Below are 13,459 nucleotides of genomic sequence, written 5' to 3'. Positions count from 1 at the left end.
CGGTTTAACACTTGCTCAAAGGAATACACATGGAATGGCTGACCAATCCGGAAATCTGGATTGCCTTCTTCACCCTGACGGCTCTCGAGATCGTCCTGGGCATCGATAACATCATCATGATTTCGATCCTGGTCAGCCGCATGCCCAAGCATATGCAGGCGCGCACCCGGATCTTCGGCCTGGCACTGGCCATGGTCACGCGCATCCTGTTGCTGCTGTCGATCACCTGGGTCATGCAACTGACCGCCGACCTGTTCGTGGTGTTTGGCCAGGGCATTTCCGGCCGTGACCTGATCCTGTTCTTCGGTGGCCTGTTCCTGCTGTGGAAAAGCTCCCAGGAGATGTACCACGCCCTGGAAGGGGAAGACGAAACCAACGACGAGCCCAAAGGCGCCGGTGGCAAGTTCATCTACACCATCATCCAGATCGCCATCATCGACATCGTGTTCTCCCTGGACTCGGTGATCACCGCCGTCGGCATGGTTTCCCATGTGCCGGTGATGGTAGCTGCAATCGTCGTGGCCGTACTGGTGATGATGCTGGCTGCCGGCACCATCAGCGAGTTCATCGACAAGCACCCGTCGCTGAAAATGCTGGCGCTGTCGTTCCTGCTGGTGGTGGGTACCGTGCTGATCGCCGAATCCTTCGACGTGCATGTGCCAAAAGGCTATGTCTACTTCGCCATGGCGTTCTCGCTGGCAGTGGAAGCGGTGAACATCAAGATGCGTACCGCCATCGCCAAAAAGAAGAAGCAGCAGGATCCAGTGAAACTGCGTAAAGACATTCCGGGTCAATAAACCTGACACGCGGCTGAAATGGGGCGCTTGCGCCCCATTTTTTCGTCTGCCAAAAAGTTGATTTCATGACAGTTTTGTTTCAATCCGGAGTTTAGCTATGCGATGCTGGCGCAGAGCCCATTAGCCAACTACAGCTTAAGTACAAGACGTAGAACGGCACGCGGTAACTTTCCTTCGCTCCTCCTGGAGCGCACCCACACGGGGGGCCGAGCATGCTGACCCTGCTCAATCTGCTTTCCGCCGTGACCCTGCTTATCTGGGGCACGCACATCGTCCGTACCGGCATCCTGCGGGTCTACGGCTCCAACTTGCGCCAAGTCATCGGGCAGAACATGTCCAAGCGCTGGCTGGCCTTTATCGCCGGGATCCTGGTGACCGCCATGGTGCAAAGCAGCAACGCCACGGCGATGCTGGTCACTTCCTTTGTCGGCCAGGGGTTGATGAGCCTTACACCGGCCTTGGCCACCATGCTTGGCGCCGACGTCGGTACCGCGCTGATGGCGCGGGTGCTGACCTTCGACTTGTCCTGGCTGTCGCCGCTGCTGATCTTCCTTGGGGTGATTTTCTTCCTGTCGCGCAAACAGACGCGGGCAGGGCAGTTGGGCCGGGTGGGGATCGGCCTTGGGCTGATCATCCTTGCGCTGCAATTGACCGTCGAGGCCGCCGGGCCCATCACCCATGCCCAAGGCGTCAAGGTGATCTTCGCCTCGCTGACCGGCGATATCTTGCTCGACGCCCTGGTCGGCGCGCTGTTCGCAATGATTTCCTACTCCAGCCTCGCCGCCGTGCTGCTTACGGCCACCCTGGCCGGCGCCGGCGTGATCGGTTTGCACGTGGCCATCGGCCTGGTGATCGGCGCCAATATCGGCAGCGGTGTGCTGGCATTTCTAAGCACCAGCATGCAAAACACCGCCGGCCGCCAAGTGGCCCTGGGCAGCCTGTTGTACAAACTGATCGGCCTGTTGCTGATCATTCCTGTGCTTGACCCGCTCGTGGGCTGGATGGACGGTCTGGACTACAGCGCACAAGGCATGGTCATCACCTTTCACCTGCTCTATAACGTCACGCGCTGCTTGATTCTGCTGCCCACCATTGGCCCTATGGCGCGGCTGTGCGCCTGGCTGTTGCCCGAGCGCGAAGAAACCAATGGCAAGGCCAAACCACGCCACCTCGACCTGGCCGCGCTCACCACGCCGAGCCTGGCCTTAGCCAACGCCGCCCGCGAAACCCTGCGCCTGGGTGACCTGATCGACAATATGCTCACCTCCATGCAGGAGGTGCTGCGCGGTAATCAAACCGCAATCACCCAGCAAATGCGCAGCCTCAGCGATGATGTCGAGGCGCTCTATAGCGCGATCAAACTCTACCTGGCGCAAATGCCCCGTGAAGACCTGAGCGAACAAGACAACCGCCGCTGGGCTGAGATCATCGAGCTGTCGATCAACTTGAAGTTGGCAGGTGACTTGATCGAACGCATGTTGCGCAAGGTCCAGCAGCAGAAAACCTCGCAGCGGCGGCAATTTTCCGAAGTGGGCCTGGAAGAACTCAGCGGTTTGCACAGCCAGCTGATCGCCAACCTGCGCCTGGGTCTGTCGGTGTTCCTCAGCGGCGACCCGGAGAGCGCTCGCCAATTGCTGCGTGAAAAGCGCCGCTTCCGCGCCCAGGAACGTCGCCTGGCTCACGCCCATGTCAGCCGCCTGCAGCGCAAAATCGTACAGAGCCTGGAAACCAGCTCCCTGCACCTGGAGCTGATCGCCGACATGAAACGCTTGAACTCGTTGTTTTGCAGCAGCGCTTATGTAGTCTTGGAAACGTCCGACAATGGCGCACTCTCCACCGAAGATATTGCCGACATCACCCATTCGCCCTGAACGTACGACGGCCAGTGAAGTCAGTTAACAATGGACCTCACTCGCCAGGAAGCTTGTTATGCGTCGCCTGTTACTCGCCTGCCTGCTTCTAGGATCGGCACACACCTTTGCCTTCGACCGTCAGCAAGTCGAGGGCTACACCTTGCCCAACGGCCTGCAGCTGCTGCTCAAACCGGGCACCGAACGCGGGCACGTGGCCATCCGCCTGGTGGTCGGCGTGGGCCTGGATGATTTCGGTTGCGAAGACAAAGAGCTTCCCCACCTGTTCGAACACCTGCTGTTCAGCGGCATCGACGGCGGTGGCGAAGGCGACCTCGAAGACCGCATGCAAGCGTTGGGCGGCGAATGGAACGCCTACACCAGCAACGCCGACACCACATTCGTCATCGAGGCCCCCGCGCACAACCAACGCAAGGTGCTGGACCTGCTGCTGGCAATCCTGACCCGCACGCAGTTGACCGATGCCAATATCAACGCCGCCAAGCAGGTGGTCGAGCGCGAAGACGGCGGCCATTATTCGCACCTGCAACGTTTGCTGGATCGCCAGGACCTGGGCCACAGCGCCAGCAACCAATTAGCCGTCGAGTTGGGGCTCAAATGCGCCGAACGCGCGCAGGTCGGCCACCTGACCCGCGATCAGTTGGAGAAACTGCGCAAAGCCTGGTACGCGCCCAACAACATGACCCTGATCGTCGTCGGCGATCTGGACAAGCTGCTGCCAGCCTACCTGGAACGCACCTACGGCCAGCTCGACCCGGTAGACCCGAGCGAGCATCGCCCGCTGCCGCAGATCCAGCACACCGCCGCCCGCCACCGCGACCTGGTGCATGGCTGGGTCGGCGATGGCGCCAAACTGCACTGGCTGTTCCCCGAGCCGGTGCTGGACGACCAGCATGACGAAACCTACGACCTGCTCAAGGACTATCTCGATTGGGCGCTGTATCGACAACTGCGTCTGAAGCACGGTTTGTCCTACGGTCCGTGGAGCGAACGCGAAGTGCTGGGCGGCGTAGGCTTCCTGAGCCTGAACGCCGACCTCGAACGGGAAAATCTCCCTGAAGCCGAGCAAGTCTTGCAAGACCTCAAGGCACAACTGCTCAAGGACGGCCTCGACCCGAAGGTGTTCACTCGCCTGCAGCAGGCTGCCATTGCCCGCCAAGCCTGGGCGGTACAGGGCAACAGTGCGTTGGCCGATTATTACTGGAGTGCCGCCGGCGACTACGCTGACGGCCGCTTCAGCGACCCGGTCAAGCGCATCAAGGCAGTGAGCCTTTCGCAAACCAACCAGGCGATGCGCGAGGTCTTCAAGCAACCGGGCTACTGGCGCATCGAAAAGCCGTTGTTGAGCTATGACGCCCTGACCTGGATAGGTGCGGGCGTTCTTGGGCTCATCGCCATAGTGTTGATTGGCGTTCGGCGTTATCGCCAACGGATCATGGAATGAAGCACCGAGCCCAGCGCTAAGACGTTATTCTGTCTGGGATTTTTTCCTACAAAGACTGCGAACCGCCGAATGCCAAACCTGACCCATCTAATCCAGCGCATCCTCGAACTGATCAAGCGCTACCCAGGGGTAATTGCACTCGGCGGTTTTATCTCGGGTGTGGGCAGCTTCATCCTGGTGGACCGCCAGCAAGGCATGGCCAGCTGGATCGCCGTCATCATGCTGGTCAGTTGGTTGTGGCTGATGCTGGAAAACAGCTTCACCCAACTGTTTGCCAAGCTCTTCAAGCGCGAGATCCCGGAACCGCTGCTGCGCTATGCCACGCAGATGATCCACCAGGAAAGCCTGTTCTTTGTGCTGCCGTTCTTTTTCGTCACCACCGCCTGGAACAGCGGCCAATCGCTGTTCACCGGCCTGCTCGGCGCGGCGGCACTGGTGTCGATCATCGACCCGCTGTACTACAAGTGGCTGGCGCCCAAGCGCTCGCTGTTCCTGGCCCTGCACACCCTGACCTTGTTTGCCGCATTGCTCACCGCGCTGCCGATTATCATGCACCTGACCACTGCCCAGAGTTACAAGCTGGCGCTGGGCGTGGCCATGGCGCTGTCGATCCCGAGCCTGGCGGTCAGCCTGCCGCTGCGCAGCCTCAAAGGCTGGGCGATGCTGCTGGGGGTCACGGCGGCGATCGGATGCGCCGGCTGGTTCCTGCGCAGTTGGGTGCCGCCGGCCACCCTGTGGATGACCGAAGTCGCCATCAGCACCCAACTGCAGGATCGCACCCCGGGCGATGACCTCAAGGAGGTCACCGCCGACCAGTTGCGCAGCGGTGGCCTCTACGCCTACACCGCGATCAACGCCCCACGCGGGCTGGATGAGCGGATCTACCATGTGTGGAAATTCAACGGCAAGGAAGTCGACCGCATTGCCCTGGATATCCATGGTGGGCGCAAGGAGGGCTATCGCGCCTGGACGCACAAGCAGAATTTCCCGGGCGACGCAGCGGGGCGCTGGCAAGTGCAGGTCCTCACCGAGGACGGCCAGGTGATCGGCGTCTTGCGCTTCAAGGTGATCGACACAGCACAAGCGGACAACCCAAAGTAGGTCAGATCGTGCTATTACGTAGCCATTGTGGATAGCCAAACAAGCTCGGAGCTTATGACCACTCGCACGACCGCCGGCGCAGCCCATCTTGATACGTCCAGCAACCCGCCCTCGCTGCGGATTACCGGCGACTGGACGCTTGCCCACTACGCCAACCTGAAAAAGCTGTCGGACACACTCGACGGCCAATACGACACCGGCGCCCGCATCGATCTTAACGGCCTCGGTGCGCTGGATACCGCCGGCGCGTCACTGCTGGTCGAGCTGCTGGGCCCCGACCGCATCCAGCACTGCGCCGAGCAGACCGATTGCAGCCTGTCGGCCGCCGACCGGGCGCTGCTCAAGACGGTCTACCGCTCCCTCAATGATTTTTGCGTCCCGCTCAAAGAGCCGGAAGAAAGCGCTGGCATCCAGGTGCTGGCCCGTATCGGCCGCGCGGTGGACACCGTCTGGCAAGACGCCAAGAAACTCCTGGGTTTTATTGGCCTGATCCTTGAGACCTTCGTCCGCGGGATGTTTCGACCCAAGCGCTGGCGCCTTACGCCGATGGTCGCCCATATCGAACAGACCGGTCTCGATGCCGCACCTATCGTGGCCCTCCTGACCTTTCTGGTGGGCGCGGTGGTGGCGTTTCTTGGCGCCACCGTGCTCAAGAGTTTTGGCGCAACGATTTTTACCGTGGACCTGGTGGCGTTCTCTTTCCTGCGCGAATTCGGCGTATTGCTCACCGCGATCCTGATCGCCGGCCGTACCGCCAGTGCGTTCACCGCGCAAATCGGCTCAATGAAGGCCAACGAAGAAATCGACGCCATCCGCACCCTGGGCCTGGACCCGATGGAGCTGCTGGTATTGCCGCGGGTTCTGGCGCTGCTGGTGGCGCTGCCGATGCTGACTTTCCTGGCGATGCTCTCGGGGATTGTCGGCGGCGGCGTGGTGTGTGCGGTGGCCCTGGATATTTCACCGGCGATGTTCCTCTCGCTGTTGCAATCGGACATTGGCGTGCAGCACTTTCTGGTAGGCATGGTGAAGGCGCCGATCTTCGCTTTCCTGATTGCGGCCATTGGTTGCCTGGAAGGCTTTAAGGTCAGCGGCAGCGCCGAATCAGTCGGCGCGCACACCACCTCCAGCGTGGTGCAATCGATTTTTGTGGTGATCGTGCTGGATGCGGTCGCCGCGATGTTCTTCATGGAGATGGGCTGGTGAGTCGTCTACACCGTGCGCCCACTGAGGCGGTGATTGAAGTGCGCGGCTTGTGCAACCGCTTTGGTAGCCAGAGCGTGCATGAAAACCTCGACCTGGATTTATACAAAGGCGAGATTCTGGCAGTGGTCGGCGGCTCCGGCAGCGGCAAGTCGGTGCTGCTGCGCAGCATCGTCGGCCTGCGTCGGCCCAGCGAAGGTGAGGTGCGGGTGTTCGGCAAGAATCTGCCCAGCCTGCCTGAGCACGAACGCTCGCTGGTGGAGCGGCGCTTTGGCGTGCTGTTCCAGAAGGGCGCGCTGTTTTCCTCGCTGACCGTTACCGAGAACGTTGCCCTGCCATTGATCGAACATGCCGGCCTCAGCCGCGCCGACGCCGAGCACTTGGCGGCAGTCAAGCTGGCCCTGGCCGGGCTACCCCTGTCGGCCGCCGACAAATACCCGGCTTCGTTGTCCGGCGGCATGATCAAGCGCGCGGCCCTGGCCCGTGCGCTGGCACTGGACCCGGACATCCTGTTTCTCGATGAACCCACCGCTGGCCTCGATCCGATTGGCGCAGCGCAGTTCGACCAACTGATCCTGACCCTGCGCGATGCGTTGGGCTTGAGCGTGTTCCTGGTCACCCACGACCTCGACACGCTGTACACCATCACCGACCGCGTGGCGGTGCTGGCGCAGAAGAAAGTGCTGGTGGCCGACGCCATCGATGTCGTCTCGGAAACGGACGACGCCTGGATTCACGAATATTTCCACGGCCCCCGGGGCCGCGCGGCATTGGATGCCGCTCAATCGCTCAACGAGGTATGACATGGAAACCCGAGCCCATCATGTGATGATCGGACTGTTCAGCGTAATTGTGGTGGTCGGCGCTATGCTCTTCGGCCTATGGCTGGCCAAATCCAGCGTCGACAGCGCCTTCCAGGATTACGAAGTGATCTTCAACGAAGCGGTCAGCGGCCTGTCCCAAGGCAGTGCGGTGCAGTACAGCGGGATCAAGGTAGGCGACGTCACCAGCCTGCGCCTGGACCCCAAAGACCCGCGTCGCGTCCTCGCCCGCATCCGCCTGGCCGGGCAGACGCCGATCAAGGAAGACACCCAGGCCAAGCTGGCGCTGACCGGCATCACCGGCACCTCGATCATCCAGCTCAGCGGCGGCACCCCGCAGAGCCCGGAACTCAAGGGCAAGAACGGCAACCTGCCGGAAATCATCGCCTCGCCATCGCCCATCGCTCGCCTGCTCAATAACAGCAACGACCTGATGACCAGCGTCAACCTGCTGCTGCACAACGCCAACCACATGTTCTCCCGGGAAAACGTCGAACGCTTGAGCAACACCCTGGATAACCTGCAACAAACCACCGGTGCCATCGCCGAGCAACGCGGCGACATCAAGGTGGTAATGCAGCAATTGATGCAGGTGAGCAAACAGGCGGGTGCCGCGCTGGAACAAACCACCGTGTTGATGCGCAGCGCCAATGGCCTGCTCAACGAGCAAGGCAAGCAAGCCTTCGGCAGCGCCGAGCAGGCGATGAAATCCCTGGAGCAAAGCACCGCCACCATCAACAGCTTGCTGACCAACAACCAGGACTCGGTGAACAGCGGTATGCAGGGCCTCAACGAACTGGCGCCAGCGGTGCGTGAGCTGCGTGAAACCCTCGGTTCGCTGCGCGCCATCTCCCGTCGCCTGGAAGCCAACCCCAGCGGTTACCTGCTGGGCAGTGACAAGAACAAGGAGTTCACGCCATGAAGCGTGCTTACCTGATGATCGCCCCTGTGGCCCTGGCACTGCTCAGCGCCTGCTCGATTCTGCCCAAGCCTGACCCGTCAGACGTGTACCGCCTGGTGTCCACCCAACCAACCACCCAAGGCACGCCGGTGAGTTGGTCGCTGCGCGTAGCCAAACCCCAGACCAGCGAGTTTCTCGACAGTCCACGCATTGCCGTGGTGCCTGACGGCAACCTGATCAGCAGCTATGCGAACTCACGCTGGAGCGACCCGGCGCCGGTACTCTTACGCAACCGCCTGCTGGACGGCTTCCAACGCGATGGACGGGTAACGCTGCTGAGTACTGACGAGACCAACCTGCAAGCCGACTATGAGTTGGGCGGGCAGTTGCAGGCGTTTCAAAGTGAATACCGGGGTGACGCGGTGGAGGTGGTGATTCGCCTGGATGCGCGTTTGGTGCGCGGCAGCGATCAGCGGATTATTGCCAGCCGGCGGTTTGAGGTAAGGCAGCCGGTGGGTGATACCAAGGTGCCGGCGGTGGTGGCTGCTTTTGGCCAGGCCGGGGATCAGTTGAATAAGCAGGTGGTGGATTGGGTAGTGGCGCAGGGCAATACAGCACCTAGACGCTGAGGGCCTCATCGCAGGCAAGCCAGCTCCCACTTTTGATTGTATTCACAAATCAAAATGTGGGCTGGCTTGCCTGCAATGGCAATTTAAGGCTTAACCGAAGAACCAGTAGCACACCGCAATAGCCGCCACGACACCGGCAAACTCCGCCAGCAACGCACAGCCCACCGCATGTCGTGCGCGCTGGATGCCCACCGAACCAAAGTACACCGCCAACACATAGAAAGTGGTCTCAGTACTGCCCTGTATTGTCGCCGCCACCAAGGCCGGGAAGCTGTCCACACCCTGGGTCTGCATGGTCTCGATCAGCATCGCCCGTGCCGCACTGCCGGAGAAAGGCTTGACCATCGCAGTCGGTAGCGCATCGACAAACCGTGTATCCATGCCCGTCCAGGCCACCACATGGCGAATCCCTTCCAGACCGAAGTCCAACGCGCCCGAGGCCCGCAACACGCCCACCGCACACAGCATCGCTACAAGGTAGGGCAACAGGTTCTTGGCCACGTCGAAGCCTTCCTTGGCCCCTTCGACGAAGGCCTCGTACACCTTGACCTTGCGCAACGCGCCGATCACCAGAAACAGCATGATCAGGCCAAACAACGTGAGGTTGCCCAGGATCGAGGATAAACCGGCCAGCGCCGTGGCCGAGAGTGTCGCCAGCAGCGCCATGAAGCCGCCCAGCACCAATGCGCCAGGAATCAGATAAGCCAGCACCACCGGGTCCCACAACCGCAGGCGTTGCATCACCGCCACCGACAGCAGGCCCACCAGGGTCGATGCGCTGGTGGCCAGCAGGATCGGCAGGAACACCAGCGTCGGGTCGGCGGCGCCTTGCTGGGCGCGGTACATGAAGATGGTCACCGGCAACAGGGTCAGCGAGGACGCATTGAGCACCAGGAACAGGATCTGCGCGTTGCTCGCCGTGTTGGGGATGGGGTTGAGTTCCTGCAAGGCCTTCATGGCTTTCAGGCCGATGGGCGTGGCGGCGTTGTCCAGGCCCAAACCGTTGGCGGCGAAGTTGAGGGTGATCAGGCCGATGGCAGGGTGACCGGCAGGCACTTCCGGCATCAGCCTTCGAAACAACGGGCCGAGCGCCTTGGCCAGCCAATCGACGATCCCGGCTTTTTCAGCGATGCGCAAAAAGCCCAGCCACAAGGTCAGGGTGCCGAACAGCAGCACCATGACTTCCACCGACAATTTGGCCATGGCGAAAATGCTTTCGACCATCGCCGCAAAAATCCCGGCGTTACCGCCCACCAGCCATTGCGCCAGTGCTGACACCATTGCCACGACAAAGAAGCCAAGCCACAGGCCATTTAGCATCAGTTGAATCCCCCGAAAGATGGGGCGAATGATAGCGGGGCTGACAGAAACGACAAACCCCGGAATTATCCGGGGTTCGTGTCAGCGCAATCGTGCTATCAGCCGCGAGTAGTCTCGCCGGCTGGCAACGCTTCCTTGCTGCGCCAGTGCGGCAGGGAGTTCCAGTAGCGCTCGCCCTTGGCGTCATCGTACATGCCTTCCCAACGGGAGATGACCAATACGGCCAAGGCATTGCCGATCACGTTCAGTGCGGTACGCGCCATGTCCATCACACGGTCGACACCGGCGATAAACGCCAAGCCTTCCAGCGGGATGCCCACGCTGCCCAGGGTAGCCAGCAACACTACAAAGGACACACCCGGCACGCCGGCGATACCTTTGGAGGTAACCATCAGGGTCAGAACCAGCATCAGTTGCTGGCCGATCGACAGGTCAATGCCATACAGCTGGGCAATAAAGATTGCCGCGATGCTCTGGTACAGGGTCGAACCGTCGAGGTTGAACGAATAACCGGTCGGCACCACGAAGCTGCAGATCGCCTTCGGCGCGCCGTAGGCTTCCATCTTCTCGATCACCCGGGGCAGCACAGTTTCGGAACTGGCGGTGGAGTAAGCCAGTACCAGCTCATCCTTGAAGATGCGCATCACTTTCAGGATCGAGAAGCCAAACAGACGGGCGATCAGGCCCAGTACCGCGAAGGCGAAGAACAGGATGGCGACGTAAACCAGGATCACCAGCTTGGCCAGCGGCAGCAAGGAGGCAAAGCCGAAGTTGGCGACGGTCACCGCGATCAGGGCAAACACGCCGATAGGGGCGTACTTCATGATCATGTGAGTGACTTTGAACATGCTCTCGGACACGCCCTGGAACATGGTCACCAGCGGCTCGCGCAGCTCAGGCTTGAGGCTCGACAAGCCCAGGCCGAACAGCACCGAGAAGAAGATGATCGGCAGCATTTCACCACGGGCAACCGCCGCGAAGATGTTCGATGGGATCAGGTTGAGGATGGTTTCGATGAACGCATGTTCATGCTGCACCTCGGCGGCGGTGGCCTGGTACTTGGAGATGTCGACGGTACCCAGGGTACTCATGTCGATGCCGGCGCCCGGGTGGAACAGGTTGGCCAGCAGCAGGCCAACCACGATGGCGATGGTAGTGACCACTTCGAAGTAAAGGATGGTTTTGACGCCGATGCGACCGAGCTTTTTCGCGTCGCCCACACCGGCAATGCCGACGATCAGCGAGGAAATCACAATCGGGATCACGATCATCTTGATCAGGCGGATAAAGATATCGCCTGCCGGCTGCAATACATTGCTGATCCACCAGGCCTTTTCAGCACTGAAATGGTTGAGCACTGCACCGATTGCGATCCCCAGTACCAAACCGATGAGGATCTGCCAGGCGAGGCTTAGCTTTGCCTTCTTCATGTCATTACCCTTACTTCAAGTGGACTTATGGCAAATGCGCCAGCTGCAACGCTCGAAAGCGAAAAAGTGTGTGCATCAGCCTCCATGGAAGGTCACCGCAGCGTGGCCGAAATGGCTTACTGGTAGGCGAAAAAAGGCGCAACTATTCCCATGCAAGGGAGCGACGTCTAATGCCGTAAACGCCTACCCTATGCCGAATCGGCATGGCTTTTTTTGAAAATAATTGTCCAAACGGTCAGTTCGAATACGCCATTCAGGCGGGTGAATATGCCGTGAGGCGGCCAAATCAGGCTCGCTCAGTGATGCTGAACGACTTGCAACGTTTGGCAGAAATGCGTGAGAAATCCACCACCTAGGACCAGAAATGTCCTATGGCGCGTCCGAAAATTTCTCGATAGATGGTCGCGTCGACATACCCGGCAATGGTTGGCGAGAGGCAAAAAGCAAAATTGCGACTATGAGAGGCATAACGCGAGAGCCATGAAGCGAGAGCCAAGCGCGGGCATGAGAGTCATAAGCCCGCCGCAAGTTCAGCAAGCTTGAGGACTTGTGAACTTGCGTCGCAGCTTTTCGCCTGACCCGGCCCTTTCGCAGGCACTCCCTGTGCCCGTAGGTCACGCCGATCTTGATCGATCAGAGCAACCCGGCCCCCTGGTCATGCACCACCCTTGGCGAGTGATGCAAACAGAAAGAAGCGCAGGGGCTTCTTTCTATGGACGCTGGCTCCGTCTCAGACGGAACCTAGTACCAATTCGGATCTTTCTTCAGTTGTTCCATCAACAGCTTTTGCATGCCTTCATCCGGCTTACCGAGGAAACGGTAATCGGCATGCCGTGTCGGGGACTTGTCGGCCGGCAAACCGGCTGGGACTTCCACCAACATCGCGTAGGCATCTTCCTTATCGAAACTGAAGGCCACGATCAAACGCTTGCTCCGGCAGGTATCCGCGGTTTCACACAGCGGCCCGACCAAGTACTTGTCGCCATCTTCCTCGACAGCGTTCATTTGCTCAGCGGTGCCGGACAGGTTCATCACCCATTCCGGCAGACGCTCTTCTTTCTTCACCACGCCTTGCCAGGTTTCACGGTATTGCGGATCCGAATTGAGCAATTCGTTCGCCCGGGATTGCCCGTCATTGGCGGCCATCGCCAGGCCGCTGCCGCCCAGTAGCAGGGCGGCAGCCAAGGCTTTAAACGGCAGAGTGGTCATATTCAACCTCGGCCTTTACGACCAAAGAAGAACGAAGCAATGAACATCACCAGGAAGACGACAAACAGGATCTTGGCGATGCCGGTGGCGGTGCCAGCGATACCACCGAAGCCCAGGACTGCAGCGACAATGGCGATGATCAGAAATGTGATTGCCCAACTCAACATGGTGATTCTCCTTATGCTTCTATAGGGGTAACAGCGGTAGTGCCGTGCAGTCGCTCAACACAAGCGACTTGTTCTTGCCTAGAACACCCAACGCTCTTGAGCAGGCAGTTCATCCAGGGTGGAATCCTGATCGATCAAGCTCAATTGCGGGGCAGTTACATTAGCGCTAGCGCTGCCAATGGAACGGAAATGGTTCTGGGTCATCACCGGACGCTCAAATTGCGGGGCTGGCTGCTCACTCTGCTGCCAGTGCTGCATCTGCTGGCCGGCAATCAACGTGACCATCAAGGCCAGGCTGGCAAACAGGCCCTGCTGCATACGCAGCGGCGATACACGCAATTGGCTGAGGCTTTGGCGAGTCATGCTGCTGTTCTCCCGCATTCTGATTATTCGTTCATGACACTCTTGGGAGGGATATTGCAGACTGCGTGCCAGCTTTATTGCAAAATAAAACACAATAAAATCAATAGATTATGTGACATGAAAGGATGTTGCACCCAGCATCCTGCACGATGCCTCTTTAGATGCCGTGCGAAATGCACGATGGCCAGTGGTCGGGTCAGGGGATC

13 protein-coding genes are annotated in these 13,459 nt (G+C 59.9%); 8 read left to right on the top strand and 5 right to left on the bottom strand.

What is annotated here, in order from left to right:
• Positions 1-29: 29 nt before the first annotated feature.
• From LJX92_RS00500 to LJX92_RS00465, 8 genes are all read left to right on the top strand, one after another.
• Entirely contained in the window at positions 30-797 is a 768-nt protein-coding gene (locus LJX92_RS00500; protein WP_005783489.1) for a TerC family protein, read from the top strand.
• A 212-nt stretch (positions 798-1,009) separates the two neighbouring features.
• Positions 1,010-2,668, top strand: coding sequence for a Na/Pi cotransporter family protein (locus tag LJX92_RS00495; RefSeq protein ID WP_228309173.1), 1,659 nt, complete (start codon positions 1,010-1,012; stop codon positions 2,666-2,668).
• Between the two features lie 58 nt (positions 2,669-2,726).
• Positions 2,727-4,112 carry a M16 family metallopeptidase gene (locus LJX92_RS00490; RefSeq protein ID WP_228309172.1) on the top strand — a complete coding sequence of 462 codons (1,386 nt, stop codon included), beginning with the start codon at positions 2,727-2,729 and terminating at the stop codon, positions 4,110-4,112.
• Between the two features lie 69 nt (positions 4,113-4,181).
• Positions 4,182-5,213 carry a DUF5924 family protein gene (locus tag LJX92_RS00485; RefSeq protein WP_005783485.1) on the top strand — a complete coding sequence of 344 codons (1,032 nt, stop codon included), beginning with the start codon at positions 4,182-4,184 and terminating at the stop codon, positions 5,211-5,213.
• 54 nt (positions 5,214-5,267) lie between these two features.
• Complete coding sequence (locus LJX92_RS00480; protein WP_228309171.1) at positions 5,268-6,416, top strand: ABC transporter permease; 1,149 nt, start codon at positions 5,268-5,270, stop codon at positions 6,414-6,416.
• The gene (locus LJX92_RS00475) at positions 6,413-7,216 is read left to right on the top strand and encodes an ABC transporter ATP-binding protein (protein WP_014716351.1); all 804 of its coding nucleotides are present in this window, start codon (positions 6,413-6,415) and stop codon (positions 7,214-7,216) included. Before LJX92_RS00480 ends, LJX92_RS00475 begins: the two co-directional genes overlap by 4 nt.
• A 1-nt stretch (position 7,217) precedes the next feature.
• Entirely contained in the window at positions 7,218-8,156 is a 939-nt protein-coding gene (locus tag LJX92_RS00470; protein ID WP_005783479.1) for an MlaD family protein, read from the top strand.
• The gene (locus LJX92_RS00465) at positions 8,153-8,764 is read left to right on the top strand and encodes an ABC-type transport auxiliary lipoprotein family protein (RefSeq protein ID WP_103734067.1); all 612 of its coding nucleotides are present in this window, start codon (positions 8,153-8,155) and stop codon (positions 8,762-8,764) included. Before LJX92_RS00470 ends, LJX92_RS00465 begins: the two co-directional genes overlap by 4 nt.
• A 90-nt stretch (positions 8,765-8,854) precedes the next feature.
• On the opposite strand, the gene LJX92_RS00460 is transcribed toward LJX92_RS00465, so the two are convergent.
• From LJX92_RS00460 to LJX92_RS00440, 5 genes are all read right to left on the bottom strand, one after another.
• Positions 8,855-10,084: a nucleoside recognition domain-containing protein gene (locus LJX92_RS00460; RefSeq protein ID WP_005783476.1), complete on the bottom strand. Its 1,230-nt coding sequence runs from the start codon at positions 10,082-10,084 to the stop codon at positions 8,855-8,857.
• A gap of 98 nt (positions 10,085-10,182) precedes the next feature.
• On the bottom strand, positions 10,183-11,514 hold the full coding sequence (gene gltP / locus LJX92_RS00455; protein WP_005783475.1) for a glutamate/aspartate:proton symporter GltP: 1,332 nt from the start codon (positions 11,512-11,514) through the stop codon (positions 10,183-10,185).
• 741 nt (positions 11,515-12,255) lie between these two features.
• The gene (locus tag LJX92_RS00450; RefSeq protein ID WP_216090526.1) at positions 12,256-12,723 is read right to left on the bottom strand and encodes an inhibitor of vertebrate lysozyme family protein; all 468 of its coding nucleotides are present in this window, start codon (positions 12,721-12,723) and stop codon (positions 12,256-12,258) included.
• Positions 12,724-12,725: 2 nt separating this feature from the next.
• Positions 12,726-12,890: a DUF1328 domain-containing protein gene (locus LJX92_RS00445; protein ID WP_003187386.1), complete on the bottom strand. Its 165-nt coding sequence runs from the start codon at positions 12,888-12,890 to the stop codon at positions 12,726-12,728.
• 78 nt (positions 12,891-12,968) lie between these two features.
• Positions 12,969-13,253 (bottom strand): hypothetical protein, encoded by a 285-nt coding sequence (locus LJX92_RS00440; RefSeq protein WP_228309170.1) that lies wholly within the window; start codon positions 13,251-13,253, stop codon positions 12,969-12,971.
• Positions 13,254-13,459 lie beyond the last annotated feature (206 nt).

Source organism: Pseudomonas sp. HN8-3 (assembly GCF_020790195.1).
GTDB classification, from domain to species: domain Bacteria; phylum Pseudomonadota; class Gammaproteobacteria; order Pseudomonadales; family Pseudomonadaceae; genus Aquipseudomonas; species Aquipseudomonas synxantha_A.
Note: the sequence above shows the minus strand (reverse complement) of the source record. Positions and strands in the feature narration are given on the sequence as shown.

What these genes read in the sequence shown, in the direction of transcription:
- LJX92_RS00500 (WP_005783489.1), top strand. Translation starts at nt 30, where the DNA reads ATGGAATGGCTGACCAATCCGGAAATCTGGATTGCCTTCTTCACCCTG.
- LJX92_RS00495 (WP_228309173.1), top strand. Translation starts at nt 1,010, where the DNA reads ATGCTGACCCTGCTCAATCTGCTTTCCGCCGTGACCCTGCTTATCTGG.
- LJX92_RS00490 (WP_228309172.1), top strand. Translation starts at nt 2,727, where the DNA reads ATGCGTCGCCTGTTACTCGCCTGCCTGCTTCTAGGATCGGCACACACC.
- LJX92_RS00485 (WP_005783485.1), top strand. Translation starts at nt 4,182, where the DNA reads ATGCCAAACCTGACCCATCTAATCCAGCGCATCCTCGAACTGATCAAG.
- LJX92_RS00480 (WP_228309171.1), top strand. Translation starts at nt 5,268, where the DNA reads ATGACCACTCGCACGACCGCCGGCGCAGCCCATCTTGATACGTCCAGC.
- LJX92_RS00470 (WP_005783479.1), top strand. Translation starts at nt 7,218, where the DNA reads ATGGAAACCCGAGCCCATCATGTGATGATCGGACTGTTCAGCGTAATT.
- LJX92_RS00465 (WP_103734067.1), top strand. Translation starts at nt 8,153, where the DNA reads ATGAAGCGTGCTTACCTGATGATCGCCCCTGTGGCCCTGGCACTGCTC.
- LJX92_RS00460 (WP_005783476.1), bottom strand. Translation starts at nt 10,084, where the DNA reads ATGCTAAATGGCCTGTGGCTTGGCTTCTTTGTCGTGGCAATGGTGTCA.
- gltP (WP_005783475.1), bottom strand. Translation starts at nt 11,514, where the DNA reads ATGAAGAAGGCAAAGCTAAGCCTCGCCTGGCAGATCCTCATCGGTTTG.
- LJX92_RS00450 (WP_216090526.1), bottom strand. Translation starts at nt 12,723, where the DNA reads ATGACCACTCTGCCGTTTAAAGCCTTGGCTGCCGCCCTGCTACTGGGC.
- LJX92_RS00445 (WP_003187386.1), bottom strand. Translation starts at nt 12,890, where the DNA reads ATGTTGAGTTGGGCAATCACATTTCTGATCATCGCCATTGTCGCTGCA.
- LJX92_RS00440 (WP_228309170.1), bottom strand. Translation starts at nt 13,253, where the DNA reads ATGACTCGCCAAAGCCTCAGCCAATTGCGTGTATCGCCGCTGCGTATG.